The organism is Ruegeria sp. YTSC192, assembly GCF_059609705.1.
In genome coordinates this window covers 58,943-80,553 of the sequence record NZ_JBXWMG010000010.1, presented here as the reverse complement: position 1 = coordinate 80,553, position 21,611 = coordinate 58,943, and the positions used below count along the sequence as shown (strand labels likewise).

General features: G+C 58.7%; 21 protein-coding genes. 11 read left to right on the top strand and 10 right to left on the bottom strand.

All coding sequences use genetic code 11. The features are described 5' to 3' along the window. Window positions 1–8: 8 nt before the first annotated feature. The 9 genes from AC2FD8_RS14725 to AC2FD8_RS14685 all read left to right on the top strand — a co-directional run bounded on the left by AC2FD8_RS14725 (window position 9) and on the right by AC2FD8_RS14685 (window position 10,178). Window positions 9–848: a LysR family transcriptional regulator gene (locus AC2FD8_RS14725; protein ID WP_496857291.1), complete on the top strand. Its 840-nt coding sequence runs from the start codon at window positions 9–11 to the stop codon at window positions 846–848. Between the two features lie 64 nt (window positions 849–912). Further along, window positions 913–1,956, top strand: coding sequence for a pyridoxal-phosphate dependent enzyme (locus tag AC2FD8_RS14720; protein WP_496857293.1), 1,044 nt, complete (start codon window positions 913–915; stop codon window positions 1,954–1,956). After that, window positions 1,953–3,098 carry a M24 family metallopeptidase gene (locus tag AC2FD8_RS14715; RefSeq protein ID WP_496857295.1) on the top strand — a complete coding sequence of 382 codons (1,146 nt, stop codon included), beginning with the start codon at window positions 1,953–1,955 and terminating at the stop codon, window positions 3,096–3,098. The genes AC2FD8_RS14720 and AC2FD8_RS14715 overlap by 4 nt, the downstream gene beginning before the upstream one ends. Continuing rightward, a complete protein-coding gene (locus AC2FD8_RS14710) occupies window positions 3,095–3,805 on the top strand; it encodes a maleate cis-trans isomerase family protein (protein ID WP_496857296.1) in 711 nt (236 codons plus the stop codon). The genes AC2FD8_RS14715 and AC2FD8_RS14710 overlap by 4 nt, the downstream gene beginning before the upstream one ends. Window positions 3,806–3,941: 136 nt before the next feature. Beyond that, window positions 3,942–5,042, top strand: a complete 1,101-nt coding sequence (locus tag AC2FD8_RS14705) for an ABC transporter ATP-binding protein (protein WP_496857298.1) — start codon at window positions 3,942–3,944, stop codon at window positions 5,040–5,042. A 102-nt stretch (window positions 5,043–5,144) separates the two neighbouring features. Continuing rightward, complete coding sequence (locus AC2FD8_RS14700; RefSeq protein WP_496857300.1) at window positions 5,145–6,236, top strand: extracellular solute-binding protein; 1,092 nt, start codon at window positions 5,145–5,147, stop codon at window positions 6,234–6,236. A 71-nt stretch (window positions 6,237–6,307) separates the two neighbouring features. Further along, window positions 6,308–7,582, top strand: coding sequence for an ABC transporter permease (locus AC2FD8_RS14695; protein ID WP_496857302.1), 1,275 nt, complete (start codon window positions 6,308–6,310; stop codon window positions 7,580–7,582). Window positions 7,583–7,587: 5 nt separating this feature from the next. Beyond that, window positions 7,588–8,799, top strand: a complete 1,212-nt coding sequence (locus tag AC2FD8_RS14690; RefSeq protein ID WP_496857304.1) for an ABC transporter permease — start codon at window positions 7,588–7,590, stop codon at window positions 8,797–8,799. Between the two features lie 161 nt (window positions 8,800–8,960). Continuing rightward, window positions 8,961–10,178 carry an aminopeptidase P family protein gene (locus AC2FD8_RS14685; protein ID WP_496857306.1) on the top strand — a complete coding sequence of 406 codons (1,218 nt, stop codon included), beginning with the start codon at window positions 8,961–8,963 and terminating at the stop codon, window positions 10,176–10,178. A 56-nt stretch (window positions 10,179–10,234) separates the two neighbouring features. On the opposite strand, the gene AC2FD8_RS14680 is transcribed toward AC2FD8_RS14685, so the two are convergent. Then, on the bottom strand, window positions 10,235–10,534 hold the full coding sequence (locus tag AC2FD8_RS14680) for a hypothetical protein (protein ID WP_496857308.1): 300 nt from the start codon (window positions 10,532–10,534) through the stop codon (window positions 10,235–10,237). 145 nt (window positions 10,535–10,679) lie between these two features. Here AC2FD8_RS14680 and AC2FD8_RS14675 point away from each other — a divergent pair, with 145 nt between their 5' ends. Then, window positions 10,680–11,855 (top strand): Hint domain-containing protein, encoded by a 1,176-nt coding sequence (locus AC2FD8_RS14675; RefSeq protein WP_496857310.1) that lies wholly within the window; start codon window positions 10,680–10,682, stop codon window positions 11,853–11,855. Between the two features lie 24 nt (window positions 11,856–11,879). On the opposite strand, the gene AC2FD8_RS14670 is transcribed toward AC2FD8_RS14675, so the two are convergent. Continuing rightward, window positions 11,880–12,617, bottom strand: coding sequence for an anti-sigma factor (locus tag AC2FD8_RS14670; protein ID WP_496857312.1), 738 nt, complete (start codon window positions 12,615–12,617; stop codon window positions 11,880–11,882). Continuing rightward, on the bottom strand, window positions 12,614–13,150 hold the full coding sequence (locus tag AC2FD8_RS14665) for an RNA polymerase sigma factor (protein WP_496857314.1): 537 nt from the start codon (window positions 13,148–13,150) through the stop codon (window positions 12,614–12,616). The genes AC2FD8_RS14670 and AC2FD8_RS14665 overlap by 4 nt, the downstream gene beginning before the upstream one ends. An 84-nt stretch (window positions 13,151–13,234) precedes the next feature. Here AC2FD8_RS14665 and AC2FD8_RS14660 point away from each other — a divergent pair, with 84 nt between their 5' ends. Continuing rightward, window positions 13,235–14,173, top strand: coding sequence for a c-type cytochrome (locus AC2FD8_RS14660; RefSeq protein ID WP_496857316.1), 939 nt, complete (start codon window positions 13,235–13,237; stop codon window positions 14,171–14,173). A 65-nt stretch (window positions 14,174–14,238) separates the two neighbouring features. Here the strand turns inward: AC2FD8_RS14660 and AC2FD8_RS14655 are convergent, their stop codons facing one another. The 7 genes from AC2FD8_RS14655 to AC2FD8_RS14625 form a co-directional block, all read right to left on the bottom strand. Continuing rightward, the gene (locus AC2FD8_RS14655; protein WP_496857318.1) at window positions 14,239–14,691 is read right to left on the bottom strand and encodes an SRPBCC family protein; all 453 of its coding nucleotides are present in this window, start codon (window positions 14,689–14,691) and stop codon (window positions 14,239–14,241) included. A gap of 106 nt (window positions 14,692–14,797) precedes the next feature. Further along, a complete protein-coding gene (locus AC2FD8_RS14650) occupies window positions 14,798–15,610 on the bottom strand; it encodes an XdhC family protein (RefSeq protein ID WP_496857320.1) in 813 nt (270 codons plus the stop codon). A gap of 12 nt (window positions 15,611–15,622) precedes the next feature. Then, the gene (locus AC2FD8_RS14645; RefSeq protein ID WP_496857322.1) at window positions 15,623–16,813 is read right to left on the bottom strand and encodes a vWA domain-containing protein; all 1,191 of its coding nucleotides are present in this window, start codon (window positions 16,811–16,813) and stop codon (window positions 15,623–15,625) included. After that, entirely contained in the window at window positions 16,813–17,679 is an 867-nt protein-coding gene (locus tag AC2FD8_RS14640) for an AAA family ATPase (RefSeq protein WP_496857324.1), read from the bottom strand. The genes AC2FD8_RS14645 and AC2FD8_RS14640 overlap by 1 nt, the downstream gene beginning before the upstream one ends. 104 nt (window positions 17,680–17,783) lie before the next feature. Further along, window positions 17,784–20,201 carry an aerobic carbon-monoxide dehydrogenase large subunit gene (locus tag AC2FD8_RS14635; RefSeq protein ID WP_496857326.1) on the bottom strand — a complete coding sequence of 806 codons (2,418 nt, stop codon included), beginning with the start codon at window positions 20,199–20,201 and terminating at the stop codon, window positions 17,784–17,786. Continuing rightward, window positions 20,198–20,692, bottom strand: coding sequence for a (2Fe-2S)-binding protein (locus AC2FD8_RS14630; RefSeq protein ID WP_170380391.1), 495 nt, complete (start codon window positions 20,690–20,692; stop codon window positions 20,198–20,200). The genes AC2FD8_RS14635 and AC2FD8_RS14630 overlap by 4 nt, the downstream gene beginning before the upstream one ends. A gap of 12 nt (window positions 20,693–20,704) precedes the next feature. Further along, the gene (locus tag AC2FD8_RS14625; protein ID WP_496857328.1) at window positions 20,705–21,538 is read right to left on the bottom strand and encodes an FAD binding domain-containing protein; all 834 of its coding nucleotides are present in this window, start codon (window positions 21,536–21,538) and stop codon (window positions 20,705–20,707) included. Window positions 21,539–21,611: the final 73 nt, after the last annotated feature.

Sequence of the window (21,611 nt, the reverse complement as noted above, 5' to 3'; positions counted from 1 at the left end):
CTTGGCCTATGGCGAAATCACTTCCCCCCCTGACCTGGTTTCGATCCTTCGAGGCCGCGGCCCGCACGCTAAATTTTACCGCGGCGGCCGAGGAAATCGGGCTGACGCAATCGGCCGTCAGCCAGCAGGTGAAATCACTTGAATTGCGATTGGGGGCGTCCTTGTTTGTTCGCCATCCGCGCAGTCTGGCGCTGACGGACGCGGGCCGAAAGCTGCTACCCGAGGTCGGCAAAGCGCTTGAGGCGCTGGCCGCTGCCGCCGGGCAGGTCGACACCAACGCGTCCGGCGACGTTCTGACAGTCGCGACCTCGGTCAGTATCGCGCAATGGGTTATCGCCCCGCATCTGCCCGCGTTTGCCAAGCGGCACCCGAAGATACGCGTGCGGCTGCTCAGCGCGATTTGGCCGGACGATTTCAATGCATCACAGGCGGATGTGCAGGTGCGGTTCGGATCGAAGAAGCAGGTGGGGCAGGGCGCTGTTCGCCTGATGCCGGATCACCTTGTTCCCTTTAAATCTCCGGCCCTGTCTGGAGACATATCAGAACTGCCTCTGATCGAGGCGGTGGGGACGTCAGGCGGCTGGGCTCGATGGCTGGAAAGCCAGAGGATACAAAGCCAGCCCAACGTTTTTGTCGACACTTTTGGAATGGCGTTGCAATTGGCAGCGCATGGGGGCGGCGTGGCGTTGGTGAGCGGGCTTCTGGCGAAACACGCGCTGGACACAGGATTGGTTGAACGTGCCCATGGCGGGTCGATCGACAGCAATGAAGGGTATTTTCTATCCGCCAACACCGCGAACCCGGCGGCAGAGTTGTTTCAGGATTGGTTGTTGGAGCAGGTCGGTTAACGATCACGAGTGTTGACAGATCAGGGGCGATCGGATCACGTCAGACAAAATGGCGGAGAGAGACATGAAGATCGTTACGAATACACACCGGGCAGGTCCCAAACTTGCGCCCTCGGCCCCTTATCCGTCGACAGATGCGGCCCGCGTTGCGGCGTTGTTGTCCATGTGCCCAGCGTCCAAAGAGACTCCGTTGGTGGATGCCTCAGGCCTCGCCCCGGTTGCGCAGCTTTGGGTCAAGGATGAGCGCGCGCGTATGAATCTGGGCTCGTTCAAAGCCCTCGGCGCGGCTTATGTGATTGCACGCCACGCCGCCGAAGCCTCGGACGCGCCCGGCGCGGATACATTGGCAGGGTCAACCTACGTGACGGCCAGTGCCGGGAACCATGGGATGAGTGTTGCAGCGGGTGCACGGATGTTTGGCGCAAAGGCGGTTGTCTATATCGCCGAGACGGTGCCCGAGAGCTTTGCCGCCCGATTAAAAGAACAAGGTGCCGAGGTTGTGCGGAGTGGCGCTGACTATGCGGCCAGCATGCAAGCGGCAAGCGCGGCGGCTGAGGAAAACGGGTGGATACTGCTCTCGGACAGTTCATGGGACGGGTATTTTGAGCTGCCGCGGACCCTGATGGAGGGGTATCTGCAAATGGCGGCCGAGGCGGTCGATCAATGCCCCGAACCTCCGACTCATATTATGTTGCAAGCAGGTGTTGGTGGTCTGGCCGGGGCTGTCGCGGCTTATGCGCGCGAAGCCTGGGGTGATGTGCCGAAAATAGTCGTGGTCGAACCTGATGCCGCACCCGCCGTACAGGCCAGTATCGAGGCCGGGTCATGTGTGTTCGCGGATGGTCCAGACAGCATCATGGGGCGCCTGGACTGCAAGGAACCTTCGCTGATCGCGCTGAACGGATTGGCCCGTGACGCCGATCTTTTCCTGACACTCTCGGATGAGGACGTGTCCGGGAAACTGCCCGCCATGGCCGCAGCGGGGTTGGAGACGACGGCCTCGGGCGGCGCTGGGCTTGCAGTCGTGCTGGACGACCGGGCGCGGGGTGAACTGGGAATGACCGAGGCCTCGCGCGTGTTGTGCATCCTCTCCGAGACTGCCGAATGAGGGGGTTCGAACGATCCGAGTTTGAAGCCCGCACCAAGCACGCGCAGCAGTTGATGGATGCGGCGGGCCTGTCGGCGCTTTTGCTGACGACCGAGACGGACGTGCGCTATTTCACCGGTTTTCTGACCCGGTTCTGGGAAAGCCCGACCCGCCCGTGGTTCCTCATTCTGCCAGCGACCGGCAAGCCGATCGCGGTGATCCCGTCCATCGGGGCAGCCCTCATGGCGCAGACATGGATCGACGACATCCGCACCTGGAGCGCGCCTGATCTGGAGGATGACGGTGTCTCTCTGCTATGTGATACGCTGATCGAGGTGACACCCACGGAGGGGCGAATTGGATTGCCGGACGGGCATGAAACGCATCTCCGTATGCCTTTGGCAGACCTTGAACGCTTGCGCGGCCAGCTTGGAGCGCGGGCGCTGTCAGGCGACAGCGGCATCCTGCGCCAGTTGCGTATGGTCAAATCCGAGGCCGAGATCGCCAAGATCGAAACCGCCTGTAGCATTGCCGGGCGGGCCTTTGCCCGCGTCCCCGAGATCGCACGGGAGGGGGTGCCATTGGATGAGGTGTTCCGCCGCTTTCAGATGTTGTGTCTGGACGAGGGCGCTGATTGGGTGCCCTATCTGGCAGGTGGGGCAGAACAGGGTGGCTATGCGGATGTGATTTCACCAGCCTCTGACGTACCGCTGGCGCTGGGCGATGTGTTGATGTTGGACACCGGTTTGGTTTGGGACGGCTATTTCAGCGACTTCGACCGAAACTGGTCGATTGGCCCGCCTCGGCCTGATGTGGCAAGCGCCCATGCCCGGTTGATCGAAGCCTCGGATGCCGCGTTCGAAATCGCCCGTCCGGGCGCAACCGCAGCGGATTTGTTTCATGCCATGAACACCGTTCTTGCGGCAGACGCAGAAGGTACGGATGCGGGTCGGCTGGGTCATGGTTTGGGGATGTCCCTGACCGAATGGCCGTCCCTGATCCCGACGGACAACACCGTTCTGGAACCCGGAATGGTTCTGACGCTGGAACCGGGCATTGCTGCCGGTGACAAAATCTTGGTGCATGAGGAAAACATCGTCATTACTGAAGGTACCCCACGGTTTATCAGCCCAAGGATCGGGCCGGAGATGACGCAGCTATGACCCATGTCCCTTACACTCTGGACGAAGACGATCCAAACACCCCGCCGCTTGGACTGATCGTTTTGCAGGTCGACGAGACGCTTGAGCCTGAATTCGGTGCATATTTCGCCGACCGTAAATACCCTCTGCACGTCACGCGCATTCCCAGCGGGATCGAGGTGACGACCGAAAGCCTTGCCGAGATGGAGAAGGCGCTGCCTGCAGCAGCGCGTTTGCTTCCCAATGCGCGACCCTACAATGTTGTGGGCTATGGCTGTACCTCGGCCAGTTCGGTGATCGGGTCGGACCGCGTTGCAGAGTTGGTCAAACAGACATGCAACACCCGCGAAGTCACGAACCCCTTACGCGCGGCGACCGCCTGTGCTGCCGATCTTGGTGTTTCGAAATTTGCCCTGCTGTCACCTTACATTGAAGAGGTCAACATACCGCTGCGTACCGCGTTTCAGGCCAATGGTATAAGTATGGATGTGTTCGCAACGTTCGGACAGGCGGAAGAGGCCAAAGTGGCGCGGATATCGACGGAATCTGTGGTCGAGGCTGCCTCCGAACTTGGGGCAGATTCAGCGGTCGAAGCGGTGTTCCTGAGTTGTACCAACCTGCGAACTCTCGACGCGATACCGAAAATTCAGGAGCGGATCGGAAAACCTGTTTTGTCGAGTAATCAATGCCTTGCGTGGCATATGCGGCGCCTAAATTCTGTGCGGTAGCAGGTAAGTGTAAACTCAAATTTGGAAAAAGCACCATAACTTGTTGCCAAGAGCGTATCGCTTGGTCTTAACTGTGGACCACAGATCAATGAAATCCGAAAACCACGGATAATCAATTGACGCAACAGGGGGTCTTGTGACCGGTACAACGAACGACGCTGCGTTTGTCGAATTTCAACGCGTTCAGAAATCTTATGATGGCGAGAATCTCGTCGTTAAAGATCTCAATCTTGCAATGCCGAAGGGCGAGTTTCTGACAATGCTCGGTCCCTCAGGTTCAGGCAAGACAACTTGTCTGATGATGCTTGCCGGATTTGAAACCGCCACGCATGGTGAAATCCTGCTAGACGGGAAGCCCATCAACAATATCCCGCCGCACAAACGCGGGATTGGTATGGTGTTTCAGAACTACGCTCTGTTTCCGCACATGACGGTGGCCGAAAACCTTGCCTTTCCTCTGGAAGTTCGCAAGCTGGGCAAGTCCGAGCGTGACGAAAAGGTCAAGCGCGCTTTGGACATGGTTCAGATGGGGGCTTTTGGCGGGCGTCGTCCGGCGCAGCTTTCCGGCGGTCAGCAACAGCGGATCGCATTGGCCCGGGCCTTGGTGTTCGAGCCGGAATTGGTGCTGATGGATGAGCCGCTGGGCGCGCTGGACAAACAGCTGCGCGAGCACATGCAGTTCGAAATCACCCGACTTGCGCATGAGCTGGGCATTACCACCGTTTACGTGACTCACGACCAGACCGAAGCGCTTACGATGTCAGACCGCGTCGCTGTGTTTGATGATGGCCGCATTCAGCAGCTGGCCCCGCCGGATCAACTGTATGAAGAGCCTGACAACAGTTTTGTCGCGCAGTTCATCGGCGAGAACAACACGCTGGAAGGTGTGGTCAAATCCATCGACGGCGACAGCTGTGTGGTGCAGCTGGATGACGGATCAGAAATTGATGCGGTGCCGATCAACGTTCACAACCCGGGCGAACGGACCAAGGTTTCGATCCGGCCGGAACGTGTGGAATTCAACAAGGATCGCCTGCATGCCGACGCGCATACGCTGAAGGCGACGGTCAAGGAATTCATCTATATGGGCGACGTGTTCCGCTTTCGCATGTCTGTGGCGGGCAATGACGAGTTCATCGTCAAGACACGGAACGCCCCCGATGCCGTCCGCCTGCAACCCGGTCAAGAGATCGATATCGGCTGGCTGGCAAAGGATTGTCGTGCGCTTGACGCATAGACCAAGCCGCGCGGCACAAGCGCGGTTACACTGAGGGACCGGCTGGCGAAAACCCGTGCGTCGGCTGACCATACAACAAACGGGAAATACTGGGAGTTTTTCATGAAACCAACAAAGACACTGCTGACTGCAGCGGCTCTGGCAACAGCGGCTGGTGGCGTTTCCGCCGAAGAGATGACCATCGTCTCATGGGGCGGCGCCTATTCCAAATCGCAGCTCAAGGCCTATCACGAGCCCTATTCGGAAAAAACTGGCGTCACCATCCTGAACGATGACAGCTCGGCCGAAGCGGTTGCCAAGCTGCGCGCGATGAACGAAGCCGGAAACATCACCTGGGATGTGGTTGACGTTGTTGCGGCGGATGCGATCCGTCTGTGCGACGAAGGCCTGGCGATGGAAATCGACCCCGACACCATGCTGGCGCCCGCGCCTGATGGCACCTCGGCGACGGATGACTTTGGCGACCTGCTGGTCAGCGACTGCTTTATCCCTCAGATCGTCTATTCGACCACATTCGGCTATCGCACCGATCTGGTTGGCGACACTCCGCCCAGCGAAGTATGCGCGGTATTTGATCTGGAAGCGTATCCTGGCAAGCGTGCGCTGGAAAAGCGCGCGATCAACAACATGGAATGGGCTCTGATCTGTGATGGCGTCGCGAAAGATGACGTCTATGACGTTCTGGCAACCTCGGAAGGTCAGGATCAGGCGCTGGCCAAGCTTGCCACCATCAAGGACAACGTTGTCTGGTGGTCTGCCGGTGCAGACACGCCACAGCTGCTGGCTGATGGCGAAGTCGTCATGGGATCGACATACAACGGTCGTCTGTTCAGCGTGATCGAAGAGCAGAAGCAGCCCGTCGCCATGCTGTGGGACGCGCAGATCTTTGACCTGGACGGCTGGATTATCCCCGCCGGTCTAAGCGAAGAGCGTCAGCAGCGCGCGCTGGACTACATCATGTTCGCAACCGACACCCAGCGTCTGGCGGATCAGGCCAAGTACATCTCGTACGGTCCGGCCCGTGCCTCGTCGGCTCCGCTGGTGGGTCAGCATGCCGATCTGGGTATCGACATGGCACCGCACATGCCGACCGATCCGGACAATGCCAAGAACACGTTCCTCTATAACTATGAGTTCTGGGCGGACTACCGCGACGATATCGAAGCCAAGTTCCAGGCGTGGCTGGCGCAATAAGCGTTTGATTTCATGACATAGTCCGGGGGCGGTGAACCGCCCCCGGATCCAAGTAGAACCAAGGGGCACAGATGACTGACGCAAGCCAAGACGCGGGGCCGATGCTGGCAGCGGACGGGACGCCGCTCAAGCAATCACTGGCACGTTCACTGCGGCGACAGAAACTGCGGGCGCTGATGCTTGTTGCTCCGCTTCTGCTGTTCGTGATGTTCTCGTTCATCGTACCGATCGCCTCGATGCTATTCCGGTCAGTGGAAAACAGCATGGTGCAGGAAACGCTGCCCTTGACGGTCGAGGCGTTGCAAAGCTGGGATGAGACAAGCGGCGAACTGCCCGACGAGGCCGTCTATGACGCCTTTGTTCGCGACATGGTTGTGGCTGTCGACAACAAAACCCATACGCGTCTCGGCTCACGTCTGAACTACGAAGAAACCGGCATGTCTTCGTTGTTCCGCCGCTCGGGTCGTAAGCTTGGTAAACTGGACCCCGAAACCGACGGCCCTTTCAAGGACCAGTTGATTGAGATTCACGACGGCTGGGGTGAACCCACCACATGGGCGGTGATCAAGACCCACTCACCCGCTGTCACCAACGGGTATTTCCTGAATGCGGTCGATATGCGCCGCACACCCGAGGGTGCGCAGGCGCAGCCCGAGGACAAGCGGATCCTGATCAAGCTTTTCGGACGCACCTTGTTCATGTCGCTGGTGATCACCGCGTCCTGTATCCTGCTGGCGTATCCGGTCAGTTACCTGCTGGCGACGCTGCCCATGCGGGTATCGAACCTGCTGATGATATTAGTACTCTTACCGTTCTGGACTTCGCTACTGGTGCGAACTTCAGCGTGGAAGGTGATGCTGCAACAACAAGGTGTGATCAATGAAACGCTGGTTTGGCTTGGATTGGTGGCTGATGACGCCCGACTTGTGATCATCAACAACCAGATCGGTACGATCATCGCGATGACTCATATCCTGCTGCCCTTCATGATCCTGCCGATGTATTCCGTGATGCAAACCATACCAGTGTCCTACACCCGTGCGGCGAAATCCATGGGCGCGACGAACTGGACGACCTTCTGGCGCATCTATTTCCCGCAATCCATTCCAGGCATCGGCGCGGGGTCGATCCTCGTGTTCATTCTGGCCATCGGCTACTACATCACGCCCGAGATCGTGGGCGGCACCAAGGGTGTCTTCATCTCGAACAGGATCGCGTACCACATCTCGTCCTCGTTGAACTGGGGTCTGGCTGCGGCATTGGGGACGATCCTTCTGGGCGTCGTGCTGTTGCTCTACTGGTGTTACGACAAGATTGTCGGCATTGATAACGTGAAGCTGGGATAATCGACATGGCAGCACTTACTCCGATTTCCCGCAAACCTCTGTCCATGGTGTTGCCCAGCGTTGCCCTTGCCGGTGCCTTCGCCGGTGTCTTCGTTGGGGCAGGCAATGGCGCGGCCTCTCTTGGCATCATAGGCGGGGCGGCTCTGATCGCCGCGCTGGCCTGGATTTACATCGTTGGTCTCAAGAACGAGAAACTTGCCCGCTGGATCACCATCCTTGGCTTCGGTATCGCAGGCTTTCTGATGTCCGGTCCGATGGGCGGCATTCTGGGCCTGCTGGGTGGCTGGTTTTTCGGCTGGTTCATCTACTGGCTGTATGAGGGCCGCTATCGCCGGAAACTTCTGCCCTATCTGACTGCGAAACAGGTGTTCTACCACTACCTGTTCCGGGTGATCTGCGGCGCGATTTTCGTGTTTCTAATCACCCCGATCCTTGTGGTTCTGCCACTGTCGTTCAACGCGCAGGATTTCTTTACCTTTACGCCGGAAATGCTGCGGCTGGACCCCGAGGGGTATTCGCTCAAGCATTACCGAGATTTCTTCACCAACAATGAATGGCAGCGCAGCTTCAAGAACTCGCTGATCATCGCGCCGATTGCGACGATTATCTCAGTCTCGCTGGGTACGCTTGCGGCCATCGGCCTGAGCCAGAGCCACGTTCCGGGTCGCCGCGCCATCATGGGTATCCTGATCTCGCCCATGATCGTGCCGCTGATCATCTCGGCCACCGGTATGTTCTTTTTCTACAGCGATATCGGTCGCTTCATGGAAGGCACGCTGGGCATGAACAAGAACTTCGTGGGCTATGTGAAGGTTATCCTTGCCCACGCCGTTCTGGGTATCCCTTTCGTCATCATCACCGTGACCGCAACGCTGGTGGGCTTTGACCGCTCGCTGACGCGGGCAGCGGCGAATATGGGCGCAGGACCGGTGCGGACCTTCTTCAAGATCCAGATGCCGCTGATCCTGCCGGGCGTGATCTCGGGCGGGCTATTTGCCTTCATCACCTCGTTTGACGAGGTGGTCGTGGTGCTGTTCGTCGGATCGACCAGCCAGAAAACCCTGCCATGGCAGATGTTCACTGGCCTACGCGAACAGATCAGCCCGACCATTCTGGCCGTGGCGACAATCCTTGTGGTGATTTCGATCGCGTTGCTGACTACGGTCGAATTGCTGCGCCGCCGGTCCGAGCGTCTGCGGGGGCTTTCGCCCGCTTGACGCAAGCCTGCGCCTGATTTAACGATCTACACGTTCACCCCAGTCGCGATGGCGTCGCGGCATCATCGGGGGTGATCGGCTCTCGGACCCCGAGACCGCCTGTCCTGAACGCCGGGACAAGTGGCCGGGTATTGCCACCCGGCATAGATGAGAGACCTGATATGACAGACACAAAACGCCCCGAATTCTTCACCTGCCACAATGGCGACAAAGCGCCCCTGCCTTTCAGCAAGGGCGAATACGACCGCCGTTTGGGGAAACTGCGCGCCATCATGGCGGCGCGGGACATCCCCGTGGTTCTGCTGACCTCGATGCAAAACATCGCCTATTACTCGGGCTTTCTGTATTGCGCCTTTGGCCGCCCCTATGGCTGCGTCGTCACGCAGGATGCCTGCACCACCGTTTCGGCCAATATCGACGCGGGCCAGCCGTGGCGCCGCTCGGTCGAGGATAACGTCATCTACACCGACTGGAAGCGCGACAATTACTGGCGCGCCGTGGCCAGTCTGATCGGCAATGCCAAGCGGATCGGTGTTGAAAGCGATCACATGACACTGGCCGCGCGCGACACCGCGCTGGCCATGCTGGGCCAGCCTGAACTGGTCGACATCGCGCCCGACACCATGGCCGCGCGCATGGTGAAATCGGCGGAAGAGATCGAGTTGATCAAAGGTGGTGCGCACACCGCTGACGTCGGTGGTGCCGCCATCCACGCCGCCATCCGCGAAGGGGCAACCGAGATCGAGATCGCCATGGCCGGTCGCGACGCGATGGAAGAGGAAATCGCGCGCGCCTATCCAGAGGCCGAATACCGCGACACTTGGGTCTGGTTCCAATCTGCGTTGAACACCGACGGCGCACACAACCCGGTCACCAAACGCGCGCTGCAAAAAGGCGATATCCTGTCGTTGAACACCTTCCCTATGATCTCGGGTTACTACACGGCTCTGGAACGCACTCTGTTTCTAGGCGAACCCGACGCAGACAGCCTGCGCATCTGGAAGGCCAACGTGGCCGCACACGAACTGGGTCTGAGCCTGATCAAATCCGGCGCGACCTGTTCCGGCATCACTGCCGAGATCAACCGCTTCTTCGCGGATGAGGGCCTGTTGCAATACCGCTCGTTCGGATACGGTCACTCTTTCGGCATTCTCAGCCATTACTACGGGCGCGAAGCCGGTCTGGAACTACGTGAAGACATCGATACGGTTCTGGAGCCCGGCATGGTGGTGTCGATCGAGCCGATGCTTTGGATTCCCGAAGGCCAGCCCGGTGCAGGTGGGTATCGTGAGCATGATATTCTGGTGGTCGAAGAAGACGGTGCCGAGAACATCACCGGCTTCCCCTATGGGCCGGCTCACAATATCATCGACGCGTGATGAAAAGAGGGTGGGGCGCATGCCTCACCCTTTTTCAAGGACCCGCAGCGCGTGGTCTACGCCTGATAAAACGGGTCCAGCTTGGCCTTTGCTTTTTCGTTCACGATCGGGATGTAATTCACGCGGTCACCGGCAGATTGTGGAATGGCCTGCTTGAGAGCCTCAAGGTCTCGCACGGCTAAAACGACAGCATCGCCGGTTTCTCCGCCAAAACCCGCGATTTCTTCTGCGGTGAAACCGATCAGTTGAACGACGTCCTTGGCCATGAAAATCTTGACCTCAACTGATTGCGACAACTTGAGGATTTCGTCTTTCAGCCGCTGGGCTGTCTGGGCAGGCATGGTAACGACGGCCATATTCGGTCCTGGTTTATTGGGTTCCGCTGTAGGTGATCACACTACAGGAACAAATTCTTGGGCTTGTCAATTTTAGGACGCATTAATACCCATAAGATAGGGTGTCGTTATTTTACGCCGTTTAAATGGTTTGGGAGGTGCAGAAATGCCGTTCTTGTTTGATTGGTCAACGATTGGCAGTGCAAACGATTCGACCGTGCTGACGGACGGCTCGAACACGTCGATGTTGACCGTGACCTCTGATCCGGAGGTGTTCTTCAATGGGTTTCTTGGCGGAAACCTGTTTGTTTCGGGCATCCCTGGCCCCGCGACGTCAGAGGTGACGTTCTCAACCGCTGTCAAAGACGTGACATTCGAAATTCTGGATCTGGACAGCAACGAGATCACATTCGACGATAGAGTGACGGTTCTGGCGTTTGATGTGAATAACAATCCGGTCCCGGTTGTTTTTTCCAACCTCAGCCCGTTTCACGTCCAGACCGGCAACACGGTCGAAGCCAACGGGAATGTGTCCACGGGTGTCGAAGGACCGGGCGCGCCAGATTCGCTGACCGTATCCATCGCAGGCCCTGTGTCCCGAATTGAGGTCATCTTCGAAGGTGGTCTGTCTTCGGGTGCCAATACCGGTGTGATCGGTTTCGGCGATATCTCAGGCGATATTCTGTGTTTGTGCGCGGGAACCATGATCGAAACGCCGAACGGCCCAACCGCGGTTGAGAATCTGTCGGTGGACGATATCGTTCTGACCAAGGGAAATGGCCCGCAGCGTTTGCGGTGGGTCGGTTCCAGGACGGTGGACTTTTCGGCTCAAGGGGCCGCTGCGGAAAAACTACGACCTGTTCGTATCTCAGCCGGTGCGCTTGGGCAGGGCCTTCCTGCAAAAGACCTGCTGGTGTCCAGACAACACCGCATGTTGGTGTCCTCCAAAGTGTCCGAGCGTATGTTTGGTAGTCCCGATGTCCTTGTGTCGGCGATAAAGCTGGCCGCTCTTCCGGGCATTTATGTGGATGAAGACGTAACCGAGGTCGTCTATTTCCACCTTCTCTTCGATCAGCACGAGGTTATTTTTGCCGATGGCGCCCCCTCCGAGAGCTTGTTCACAGGCCCCGAAGCTATCAAGACAATATCGGTGGAGGCCCGAGAAGAAATCTTTACCCTCTTCCCGGATGTAAAACGTCAGGGCTATGCCCCGGAAACGGCATATCCCGTGCCTGCCGGTCGTTTGCAGAAAAAGTTCGTCGAGCGGCATCTGAAGAACGGAAAGCTGGTTCTTGAGGGCACCCACGACCCCTCCGCTAACCCAGCGCACCGCGTGCATTGAACGCTCAAAACCCGGTCCGACGCTCTAGCTGGCAATTGCCTTGGAAAATGCGATCAGGTGATCGCTCAAGTCGCTCTGCCCATCAGCTCCGATGATCATGTAGCCATAGCCGCCTTCCGCCCAAGTGGCCGTTGACAGCCCACTGAGAACGGCAAGGTTCACATCCTTGTCCGGCGCCGCCGGACCCTGACGGATCACGCAAAAGGCAAAGGGTCGCCCCTGATCATCCGCGAACACGACTTGAACCAATGGCTTGCCCTTGAAGGACAGAACTTGAGCTCGCTTCAGCTCGGCCCCCGGCAAGGCGCTCAGGGCTTCGCGATTCAGGGGTCTGCCCAGCGTGGCCTCGGCCTTTGCAAACTGGGCCTCAAGAACCTCTGGTGCGGTGTCCAGTGTGGCAATTGTATCAGGCACGTAGAGCGATTGGTAGATCGCCGCCTGTTGCGCCCAGCCCAACGGCGCGGGTCGCGTCGCCCACAACGTCGCCGACACCGCCACAACCGCGACCGAGGCCGCAACGGCCAGCAACCGAAACGGGTGAGACGATGGCTGAGACGTCGTGCGATCCGGCAATTCGACCTGCGGCGCGTCCTGCGGTACGTCCTTGAAGACCAAATGCACAACAGGTGCAAACGGATCCAGCGCCATCAGGCGCTGTTCCAGTTCTGAATCTGTTTCAACCGCGGTCTCGATTTTCTGAGCTTCGGTCTCGTCCAGATTTCCATTCAGATACGCCAGCAGCGTTTCATCGGAAAACGTCATTTGCCACCCCGTCGAACGGCGTCCGCAGTCTCGTGCTGCATCACGGTTTTCAGTTTCTGCCGAGCCGTGGAAAGACGGCTCATGATTGTTCCAATCGGCACCTCAAGCAAGGCTGCTGCCTCGCGATAGCTATACCCTTCAACGAAGACAAGTATCACGGTCTCGCGCTGTGCTTCTGGCAGGTGCATCACTTGAGTAAACACTTCAGCCGCGAAAATATTCGTTTCTGAGTCAGCGCCTGTTGCAATTAATTCGGTTTCGGGGGTCACAGACAAGGCCTGCGCCTTACGAACCGAACGCGCGCGCACCTCATTCAGCCAGATCGAGCGGCAGATCGTCATCAGCCAGCTGTCCAGCCTGTCATGGGATGTTACCTGATGATGGCGCTCAAGCGCGCGCAGGCAGGTGGATTGCAGAAGGTCATCGGCCACATCCGAGGCGCCCGACAGGGCAAGCCCAAACCGCCACACGCGTTTCGAATGCGTCTGGATCGCGCCGCGCACGGCCTGTTCCGAGCTGATTTCACCACTCATCGAATAAATCGCGACCTGTGTGTGTTTGTCTTTCACGGACCGGGCCCGCGGGGTCAGAAATTACATAGCCTGAGGAGAAATGAAATGAAACTTCTGTTGAAAGCAGTCACGATTGCGTCTGCAATTGTTGCAACCCCGGCCCTGTCGGAAAGTTGGACCCTGTCCCCGGATGCTTCTCATCTGGCTTATGGTACGATCAAGAAAGACACCGTGGGTGAGGTCAACTCCTTCTCAGGGCTGAGCGGTCATGTCAGCCCCGACGGCAAGGCCGAGATCGAGATTGATCTGTCATCGGTAGAGACCAACATCGACATTCGAAACGAACGGATGATCGAATATGTGTTCCGCAAGGCGGGTACCGCAGCCCTGACAGCCGAATTCGACATGGATGAAGTCTCGGGCCTTGCCGTGGGCGCCTCGTCGATCATCGATGTCGAAGCCGCATTGTCTTTGGCCGGGACCGAGGTTGAGTTCGACGCCGAGATGTTTGTGGTCCGCCTGACCGAGACATCTGTGATGGTATCCACCAATGATATGGTCTTTCTCAGCACCGAGGATGCCGGCGTAGATGCCGGCGTTGACAAATTGATGGAGTTGGCCAAGTTGCCCGGCATTACCCGGACCGTGCCGATCACCGCACGGCTTGTGTTTACCATGGACGAAAACAAGGCCGAAACCGAAGCTTCTGCCCCGGTTGCCATCGCCGCTGTGGATGGCGATCTCAAGGCTGGCAAGAAGGTCTTTCGCAAATGCAAAGCCTGCCATCAGTTGAAAGAAGGCCGCAATGGGGTTGGGCCATCGCTGTTCAACGTTGTTGGTGCATCCGCGGGGCAGGTGGACGGTTTCAAATATTCCGGCCCGCTTGGCAGCGCCGATCTTGTCTGGACGCCGGAAAATCTGGCAGCTTTCCTGGCCGACCCCAAGGGGTTTCTTCCCGGTAACAAGATGCAGTTCCCGGGCTTGAAGAAAGAGGCCGACATCACCAATGTCATTGCCTACATGCAGGATGAAACGCGGGGCTGAAAGCGACAAGTTCGGTGTGGCCGACACTGCCACACCGCGTCTCGTAACAGAACGAGCAGGTCAGCCTATTGCACGTTTTGCTCTGCGACGACCTCTCCGAATTTTTCGAAAAACTTGCCCGATAGCTTTTTCGCGGTACCGGCAATCAGGCGGCTTCCCAATTGCGCGATCTTGCCGCCGATTGTGACATTGGCAGTGTAGGACAGAACCGTCTCATCACCATCCGCGGTCAACGACACATCCGCGCCGCCTTTGGCAAAGCCCGCTGCGCCGCCCTTGCCTTCGCCGGATAGCGAAAAGGCACCAGGCGCCTTGGAATTGTCCAGCGTCACCTCGCCGTTGAAGCGCGCTTTGACCGGGCCGATTTTCAAAACGACCTTGGCTTCGAGATGTTCGGGTGAATGCTGGATCAACTCTTCGCAGCCCGGAATGCATTCGCGCAACACATCGGGATCGTTGAGCGCGCGATAAACCGCATCTTGTGGGGCCGCGATGCGGATTTCGTCAGTCAGTTCCATTGGGTGGGTCCTTTTTCAACAACATTTAGGAAAGACGCGAAGGGCCTTTTCTGTCGCCTCTTCCGAGGTCAACTCGGGCTGCGCTGCTTTGGCGGCATGCAGCCAGTTAAGCCATTTTCTCATCATGGGACGTCTCCTTGGATTTATCTGAATTGCGCCACATGATAATTTCAACCAAAATCGAAAGCGCGATTTCATGCGGGTCGATGGCATGGATATCCAACCCGGCGGGTGACTTAAGGCGCTTGGTCTGATCTGCGCTCACTCCCTGTTTTTCCAGCTTTGCACAAAGCACCTCGGCCTTGCGGTGGCTTGCGACCATTGAAACGCGGCGCGCAGGTGTTTGAAGTGCTGCTTTCAATGCCGCTCCGTCGCCTTTGCCTTGTGATGCCACCACAACAAAATCACGCGCTTCAACGCCCAAGGCGTTCAGATTGTCAGGATCAAAGGGGGTGTATTTCACGGTGTTTTCAGTACCTTCTGGCAAACACACACGCAACCCCGCCAGCGCGGCATGCGTCGCCAATGCCTGCGCGATCGGTGAGTCTCCGAAAATGATCAGGCGCGGCGCGTGTTGATAGGGTTCGATCAGCATATCCACTGTCCCTCCGGATGGGCACCCGCTTTTGTAGGTCTGAACACCGTCCGGATCAGCCATTGACACAACCTTGTCCGAAGGTTTGACGCGGATCATTTTCGGCTCACCCGACACCAACGCCTCTTGCGCGGCAGCGCGAACGGCGCGTTGTACGCAGGCACCCCCCAGATGGCCCAGAACCGTGCCGTCGCGGGTGATGGCGGCCTTGCCTCCGGCCTTGGCCGAGGTCGCATCGGCGGTGCGCAGAACTGTCGCCACACAAAAGGCATCGCCGGTGCGGCGCAGCTCTTCAATCGTGTCGAAAATGTCGAAACCCGCCATCGGTGTGTCCTTTCACAGTTTTCTGAATTCAGGTTCCAACGCAGCCAGCGCCTCAAGCGTATTGGCGGGCAGATGGGCGTCCAGATGGGGTTCTGCGGCCTGCATGGCAGCGGCAATGGGTTGGTAATTTTGCCAGCCTTTCAGCGGGTTCAGCCAGACGACCCGGCGCGCTTTGCGTTGAATCCGTTCCAGAACCTGCCCCAAGGCCTGCGGAGTCGTGCTGCAATACCCATCCGACAAGATCAGCACGATCGTCCGTCCGTTCAGCGCCCGCGCACCGTATCCGTCCAGAAAACTCTCGAGACTGCCAGAGATGTCGGTCCCACCACCAAACCCCTCGGCCATCAGTGAAAGCCGCCCGGCGGCGCGGATCGTATCGTGATCGCGCAGCGCGTCCGTGACGCGCATCAGTCGGGTGTGGAACAGATAGGCATCGGCTTCGGTTCCACTTCCGATCAGGCCCTTCAGAAAGGCAAGAAACACGCGGGAATAGACGGTCATCGACCCACTGACATCGCATAGAGCAACGATCCGCATTGGCCGCGGCGGTTGCGCTCGGCGATAAAGGTCCATCGGGTCTCCACCCCGCGCCAGACTGGCCCGTTGTATCCGCCGCATGTCCAGCGCCCGACCACGATGCGCCTGTTTATGTCGGCGAGATCGGCGGTCGCGGATCGCTCGGGCAAGCTGGGTCGCGGCGCGCTCGGCCTGTCTCAGCGACTCGTCATCCATCAATTCGCGCAAATCCCGGCGCGACAGGTTGGCCGTTTGGGTTGCAATCAGCTTCCCATCCATCCCTTCGGCCTCGCCGTCGCCCGGATCAGGAGTGGCGGCTGCCTGATCTGTATCCGTTTGCCGATCCTGTTCTTCCTGTGTTTGCTGCTGCCAGATCTTCGGTTTCGCGGATTGTACCCGCACATTTGTGGTTTGCGCCGCTCCACTGCGCTGCTTGCCGACATTGAACCAGTAGGCATCGAACAGCTCATCAAAGCGCCGCCAATCCTCGGCGCTGCCTGTCAACAACACGCACAAGGCCTGCCTGGCCTGTGTTGCGTCGGTTGCCTCGACCGCCGCCAAGGCGGCCAGCGCGTCCCCGGTTTCGGCGGGACCCACGCGCAATCCGTTCATTCGCAGATGCGCCATGAAACCGCTCACGCGGTCTGCCAAGCCTGCTGCGCGTGAGGGGAACCGGGTGACCTGCATCAAGCCACCTTCCCGACCAAACGATCCAGAACCTCAGGCGGGGCGGCATCATAGTCGGCAGCAGTTTTCAACAGGCAGACCAATGTCGCCTGTACCTCTTCACGGGAACGGGCCATGTCGTTCACGCCAAGCCCCGACAGGGCGGCGGCCCAGTCCAGCATTTCGGCAATGCCCGGCGTTTTCTCAAGGTCTTCCTTGCGCAAGGCCTGAACAACCCCGACGATCTGACGTGCCAACAATCCTTCAATTGCGGGCATACGCGCCTTTAAAATGGCCATCTCCGTCTCGCGCGAGGGATAACCGAGATAGCTGTACAAACACCGCCGCCGCAAAGCATCGGACAGGTCCCGCGTGCCGTTGGCCGTCAGGATCACAATCGGGCGAGAGCGCGCCTTGATCGTCCCAAGCTCCGGAATCGTGATCTGAAAATCGGACAATATCTCAAGCAGATAGGCCTCGAATTCCTCATCTGCACGGTCAATCTCGTCAATCAAAAGAACCGGAGAGTCGTCTTCACTGATGGCCTCCAGAAGGGGCCGCTTCAGTAGGTATTCGTCCGAGAACAACTGGGCTTCACTTGTGCCACCTTGCGCTTCGCTCGCGCGGATGGCCAGCAATTGGCGCTGATAGTTCCATTCATAAATGGCGTGGCTGGCGTCCAACCCCTCATAGCACTGCAGGCGGATCAACCGCGCGTCGTGTTGGGCAGCCAGAGCCTTCGCGACTTCGGTCTTGCCAACGCCAGCCGGGCCTTCCAGCAACAAGGGCCGCCCCAAAGCCTGCGCCAGATGCAACGCCATCGCCAATCGCTCATCAGCAACATAGCCCTGCGCGGCCAACCCGTTTTGTACATCGCTCAAAGTCAAAACCAGGATCCATTCTTCATCTGGCTAAAAATACCTCGGGGGAGGTTCGGAGGGGGCTGGCCCCCTCCGTTCGGTCGGACCGGCACCAGCCGGTTCGAACCCAATCACCCATGCATCCCCAACCCATTGGCGATCTTCCAGATCCGCCAATGGTCATGCGGCATATGGCTTTGCACCAAGCCGAAAGGCCGGAACGCATCATGCACCGCGTTCGAAAATGCAGGCACTCCGCCGACATTCGGGCTTTCGCCCACACCCTTGGCGCCAATCGGATGGTGCGGGGAAGGGGTCACCGTGTGGTCGGTGATATAGTTCGGCGTCTCCCACGCGGTCGGAAGGAAAAAGTCCATCAGCGTGCCGGTTTTTACATTGCCCATCTCATCATAGGCAATCTCCTGACCCATCGCGATGGCCAGCGCCTCGGTCACGCCGCCATGGACCTGACCTTCGATGATCATCGGGTTGATCCGCGTGCCACAATCGTCTAGCGCATAGAACTTCCGAACATCCCATTCGCCGGTGTCCACGTCGATCTCCATAACGCAGATATAGGCTCCGAACGGATAGGTCATGTTCGGTGGGTCATAGTAGCTGACCGCCTCCAGACCGGGTTCCAACCCCGGGATTGCCTGATTGTAGGCGGCAAAGGCGATTTCCTTCATGGTCTTGAACCGCTCGGGCGCGCCTTTGACGGAGAACCGATCCACGTCCCATTCGACATCGTCGTCGTGTACCTCCAGCAGATAAGCCGCAATCATCTGCGCCTTGGCGCGGATTTTGCGAGACGCCATTGCCGTTGCCGCCCCCGCCACAGGCGTTGACCGCGATCCATAGGTCCCGAGGCCATAGGGTGCGGTGTCGGTGTCACCCTCTTCCAGCGTGATATCATCGGCGGGCAAACCAATCTCACTGGCGATGATCTGGGCAAAGGTCGTGGCATGGCCCTGACCCTGGCTTATCGTCCCCAGCCGCGCGATGGCCGAACCGGTCGGATGGATGCGGATTTCGCAGCTATCGAACATACCCATCCCAAGGATGTCACAGTTCTTCACCGGTCCCGCTCCCACAATCTCGGTGAAATGCGTCAGCCCGATGCCCAGCAGCTTGCGGGTTTTGCCAGCCTTGAAATCCTCGATCCGCTGCGCCTGTTCCGCGCGCAGGCCATCATAGTCCACGGCCTTCAGCGCCTTGTCCCAAGCGGTGTGATAATCGCCCGAGTCATACTCCCAGCCCAGTGCGGACTGATAGGGGAACTGATCCGCCTTGATGAAGTTGATCCGGCGCAGCTCGGCTGCGTCCATGTTCAGCTTGATGGCCAGAACCTCGATCATCCGTTCGATGAAATAGGCCGCCTCGGTCACACGGAAGGAACAGCGATAGGCCACCCCGCCCGGGGCCTTGTTGGTATAGACACCATCCACGGCCAGATAAGCGGTAGGGATGTCATAAGACCCGGTGCAGATATTCATGAACCCCGCCGGGAACTTGGACGGATCGGCGCAGGCGTCAAAGCCGCCGTGATCTGCCGTGGTGTGACACCACAAACCGGTGATCTTGCCATCCTTGGTGGCCGCGATCTTGCCCTGCATCCAGTAGTCGCGGGCAAAGGCGGTGGACATCAGGTTCTCCATCCGGTCCTCGACCCATTTCACCGGCTTGCCGGTGACAATCGACGCCACGACCGAGCAGACATAGCCCGCATAGGCGCCAACCTTGTTGCCGAAACCGCCGCCGATATCAGGGCTGATCACGCGGATATTATGCTCGGCAATGCCCGAGATCAGCGACACAACCGTCCGGATCGCGTGCGGGGCTTGGAACGTCCCGTAAAGCGTCAGCTTGCCGGTGACCTTGTCCATGCTGGCGACACAGCCGCAGGTTTCCAACGGACAGGGATGGGTGCGGTGATAGTAGACCATCTCTTCGGCGACTACATCAGCCTCGGCCAGAATGGCCTCGGTCGCGTCCTTGTCGCCTTGCTCCCACGTGAAGATGTGGTTGTGATGCTTACGCGGCCCGTGTGCGCCCTCGGTTTGACCTTCAAGGTCTTCACGCAGGACAACATCGGATTTCAGCGCCTCGAACGGATCGGTAAGGACGGGCAGTTCTTCATAGTCGACATCGACCAGTTCGACGGCATCGGCGGCGATATACCGGTCTTCGGCGACGACAAAGGCCACTTCCTGGCCCTGGAACAGCACTTTGCCATCGGCCAGAACCATCTGCTTGTCACCGGCCAGTGTCGGCATCCAATGCAGACCCAACGGGGCCAGATCCTCGGCTGTCAGAACCGCGATCACGCCGGGCAGGGCCAGGGCGGCCTCTTTGTTCACACTGACGACGCGGGCATGTGCATAGGGAGACCGAACAAAGTCGCCGAACAACATCCCGTCCATCTTGATGTCATCGACATAGTTGCCCTTGCCTTGGGTAAAGCGCACGTCCTCGACGCGCTTGCGGGCGCAGCCCATCCCTTTAAGATTGGCGGCGCGTTCTTCGGGGGTCAGGGTCTGGTCGTTCATTCCGCAGCCTCCTTCTGTGCATTGAGCATGTCAGCCGAAGCCGAGATCGCCTTGACGATGTTCTGGTACCCGGTGCAACGGCAGAGGTTTCCCGCCATACCAAAGCGGATATCCTCCTCAGAAGGGTTCGGGTTTTCCTGCAGCAAGCGGTGCGCGCGGGTGATCATGCCCGGCGTGCAGAAACCGCATTGCAGCCCGTGGTGTTCGCGGAACATCTCCTGCAACACACCAAGGCTACCATCGTCATTGGTCAGTCCTTCGACAGTGGTGATATCGGCGCCATTCACCTGTGCCACAAAGGTGGTGCAGGATTTGACGGACTTGCCGTCGATATCCACGGTGCAGGCACCGCAATGGCTGGTTTCGCACCCGATATGAGGGCCGGTGATTTTCAGATCTTCCCGCAGGAAGTGGATCAACAGCGTGCGCGGCTCGGCCAGACCTTCGACCTCTTTACCGTTCACGGTGAGTTTGACGTGCATTTTCGACATTTTATCCTCCCCTCAACCCGCGCGGCTTTGCGCGCGGTCGATGGCGCGGCGCAGCATCACGCTCGCCACATGTTTCTTGAATTCGACGGGGCCACGGTTGTCAGCCACCGGGTCAATCGCGTCGAGCATCGCGGTGACACAGCCATCAACATCCCCACCAGCCAGCGCAGTGCTGGCGGCTTCGGACCAGATGGGCGTGTCGGCCAAATTAGTCATTGCGACCGAGGCCGAGCCGGTGCCGACCATCACTGCGGCGGCTGCGGTCGCGTAGTCGCCGATCTTGCGCTTTTGCTTCTCATACGCCTGACCGACGCCTGCACCCGGAACCGGGATCGAGATGCGGGTCAGGATTTCTTCATCCTCGCGCGCGGTGAAATAGGCGGCCTCATAAAACTCACGCGCGGCGACGCTGCGTGATCCATCGGGGCCGGACAATTCAAAGGATGCGTTCAGGCATTGCATCAGACCCGGCATGTCATTTCCTGGATCACCGTTGGCCACGTTGCCACCAACAGTCCCCACATAACGCACCTGCGGATCTGCGATCTGCAACGCTGCCTCTTGGATCAAAGGAATGGCTGAAGCCAGACCTTCATGGGTGATCAATTCGTGCTGCGTAACCATTGCGCCCAAGGTGACGGTTTCAGAACCGACCTCAATGCCCTTGAGTTCGTCGATGGCCTGCAGATCGACCAGATGACCCATCTCGGCCATGCGCAGTTTCATCATCGGGATCAGGCTGTGTCCGCCTGCGATCACGCGCGCTTCGTCTCCGTGTTCTTGCAAAATGCCAATGGCCGAAGCGATGTCGCCTGGCCGGTGATACTCAAAACCGGCTGGTATCATGTTTTTCCTCCCTGGGTCCGAGCGGTATGCCTTGGGGGCCCGGCGGCCAGAAAAGAGGGGTGGGATCAGCGGT

Excerpts from the sequence above, each read along its gene's own strand:
- AC2FD8_RS14665 (WP_496857314.1), bottom strand. The coding sequence starts at position 13,150 with ATGAGTGGTGAAATCAGCTCGGAACAGGCCGTGCGCGGCGCGATCCAG.
- AC2FD8_RS14625 (WP_496857328.1), bottom strand. The coding sequence starts at position 21,538 with ATGATACCAGCCGGTTTTGAGTATCACCGGCCAGGCGACATCGCTTCG.
- AC2FD8_RS14690 (WP_496857304.1), top strand. The coding sequence starts at position 7,588 with ATGGCAGCACTTACTCCGATTTCCCGCAAACCTCTGTCCATGGTGTTG.
- AC2FD8_RS14720 (WP_496857293.1), top strand. The coding sequence starts at position 913 with ATGAAGATCGTTACGAATACACACCGGGCAGGTCCCAAACTTGCGCCC.
- AC2FD8_RS14680 (WP_496857308.1), bottom strand. The coding sequence starts at position 10,534 with ATGGCCGTCGTTACCATGCCTGCCCAGACAGCCCAGCGGCTGAAAGAC.
- AC2FD8_RS14710 (WP_496857296.1), top strand. The coding sequence starts at position 3,095 with ATGACCCATGTCCCTTACACTCTGGACGAAGACGATCCAAACACCCCG.
- AC2FD8_RS14655 (WP_496857318.1), bottom strand. The coding sequence starts at position 14,691 with ATGGAACTGACTGACGAAATCCGCATCGCGGCCCCACAAGATGCGGTT.
- AC2FD8_RS14635 (WP_496857326.1), bottom strand. The coding sequence starts at position 20,201 with ATGAACGACCAGACCCTGACCCCCGAAGAACGCGCCGCCAATCTTAAA.
- AC2FD8_RS14725 (WP_496857291.1), top strand. The coding sequence starts at position 9 with ATGGCGAAATCACTTCCCCCCCTGACCTGGTTTCGATCCTTCGAGGCC.
- AC2FD8_RS14695 (WP_496857302.1), top strand. The coding sequence starts at position 6,308 with ATGACTGACGCAAGCCAAGACGCGGGGCCGATGCTGGCAGCGGACGGG.
- AC2FD8_RS14660 (WP_496857316.1), top strand. The coding sequence starts at position 13,235 with ATGAAACTTCTGTTGAAAGCAGTCACGATTGCGTCTGCAATTGTTGCA.
- AC2FD8_RS14630 (WP_170380391.1), bottom strand. The coding sequence starts at position 20,692 with ATGTCGAAAATGCACGTCAAACTCACCGTGAACGGTAAAGAGGTCGAA.
- AC2FD8_RS14715 (WP_496857295.1), top strand. The coding sequence starts at position 1,953 with ATGAGGGGGTTCGAACGATCCGAGTTTGAAGCCCGCACCAAGCACGCG.
- AC2FD8_RS14650 (WP_496857320.1), bottom strand. The coding sequence starts at position 15,610 with ATGGCGGGTTTCGACATTTTCGACACGATTGAAGAGCTGCGCCGCACC.
- AC2FD8_RS14685 (WP_496857306.1), top strand. The coding sequence starts at position 8,961 with ATGACAGACACAAAACGCCCCGAATTCTTCACCTGCCACAATGGCGAC.
- AC2FD8_RS14670 (WP_496857312.1), bottom strand. The coding sequence starts at position 12,617 with ATGACGTTTTCCGATGAAACGCTGCTGGCGTATCTGAATGGAAATCTG.
- AC2FD8_RS14675 (WP_496857310.1), top strand. The coding sequence starts at position 10,680 with ATGCCGTTCTTGTTTGATTGGTCAACGATTGGCAGTGCAAACGATTCG.
- AC2FD8_RS14700 (WP_496857300.1), top strand. The coding sequence starts at position 5,145 with ATGAAACCAACAAAGACACTGCTGACTGCAGCGGCTCTGGCAACAGCG.
- AC2FD8_RS14645 (WP_496857322.1), bottom strand. The coding sequence starts at position 16,813 with ATGCAGGTCACCCGGTTCCCCTCACGCGCAGCAGGCTTGGCAGACCGC.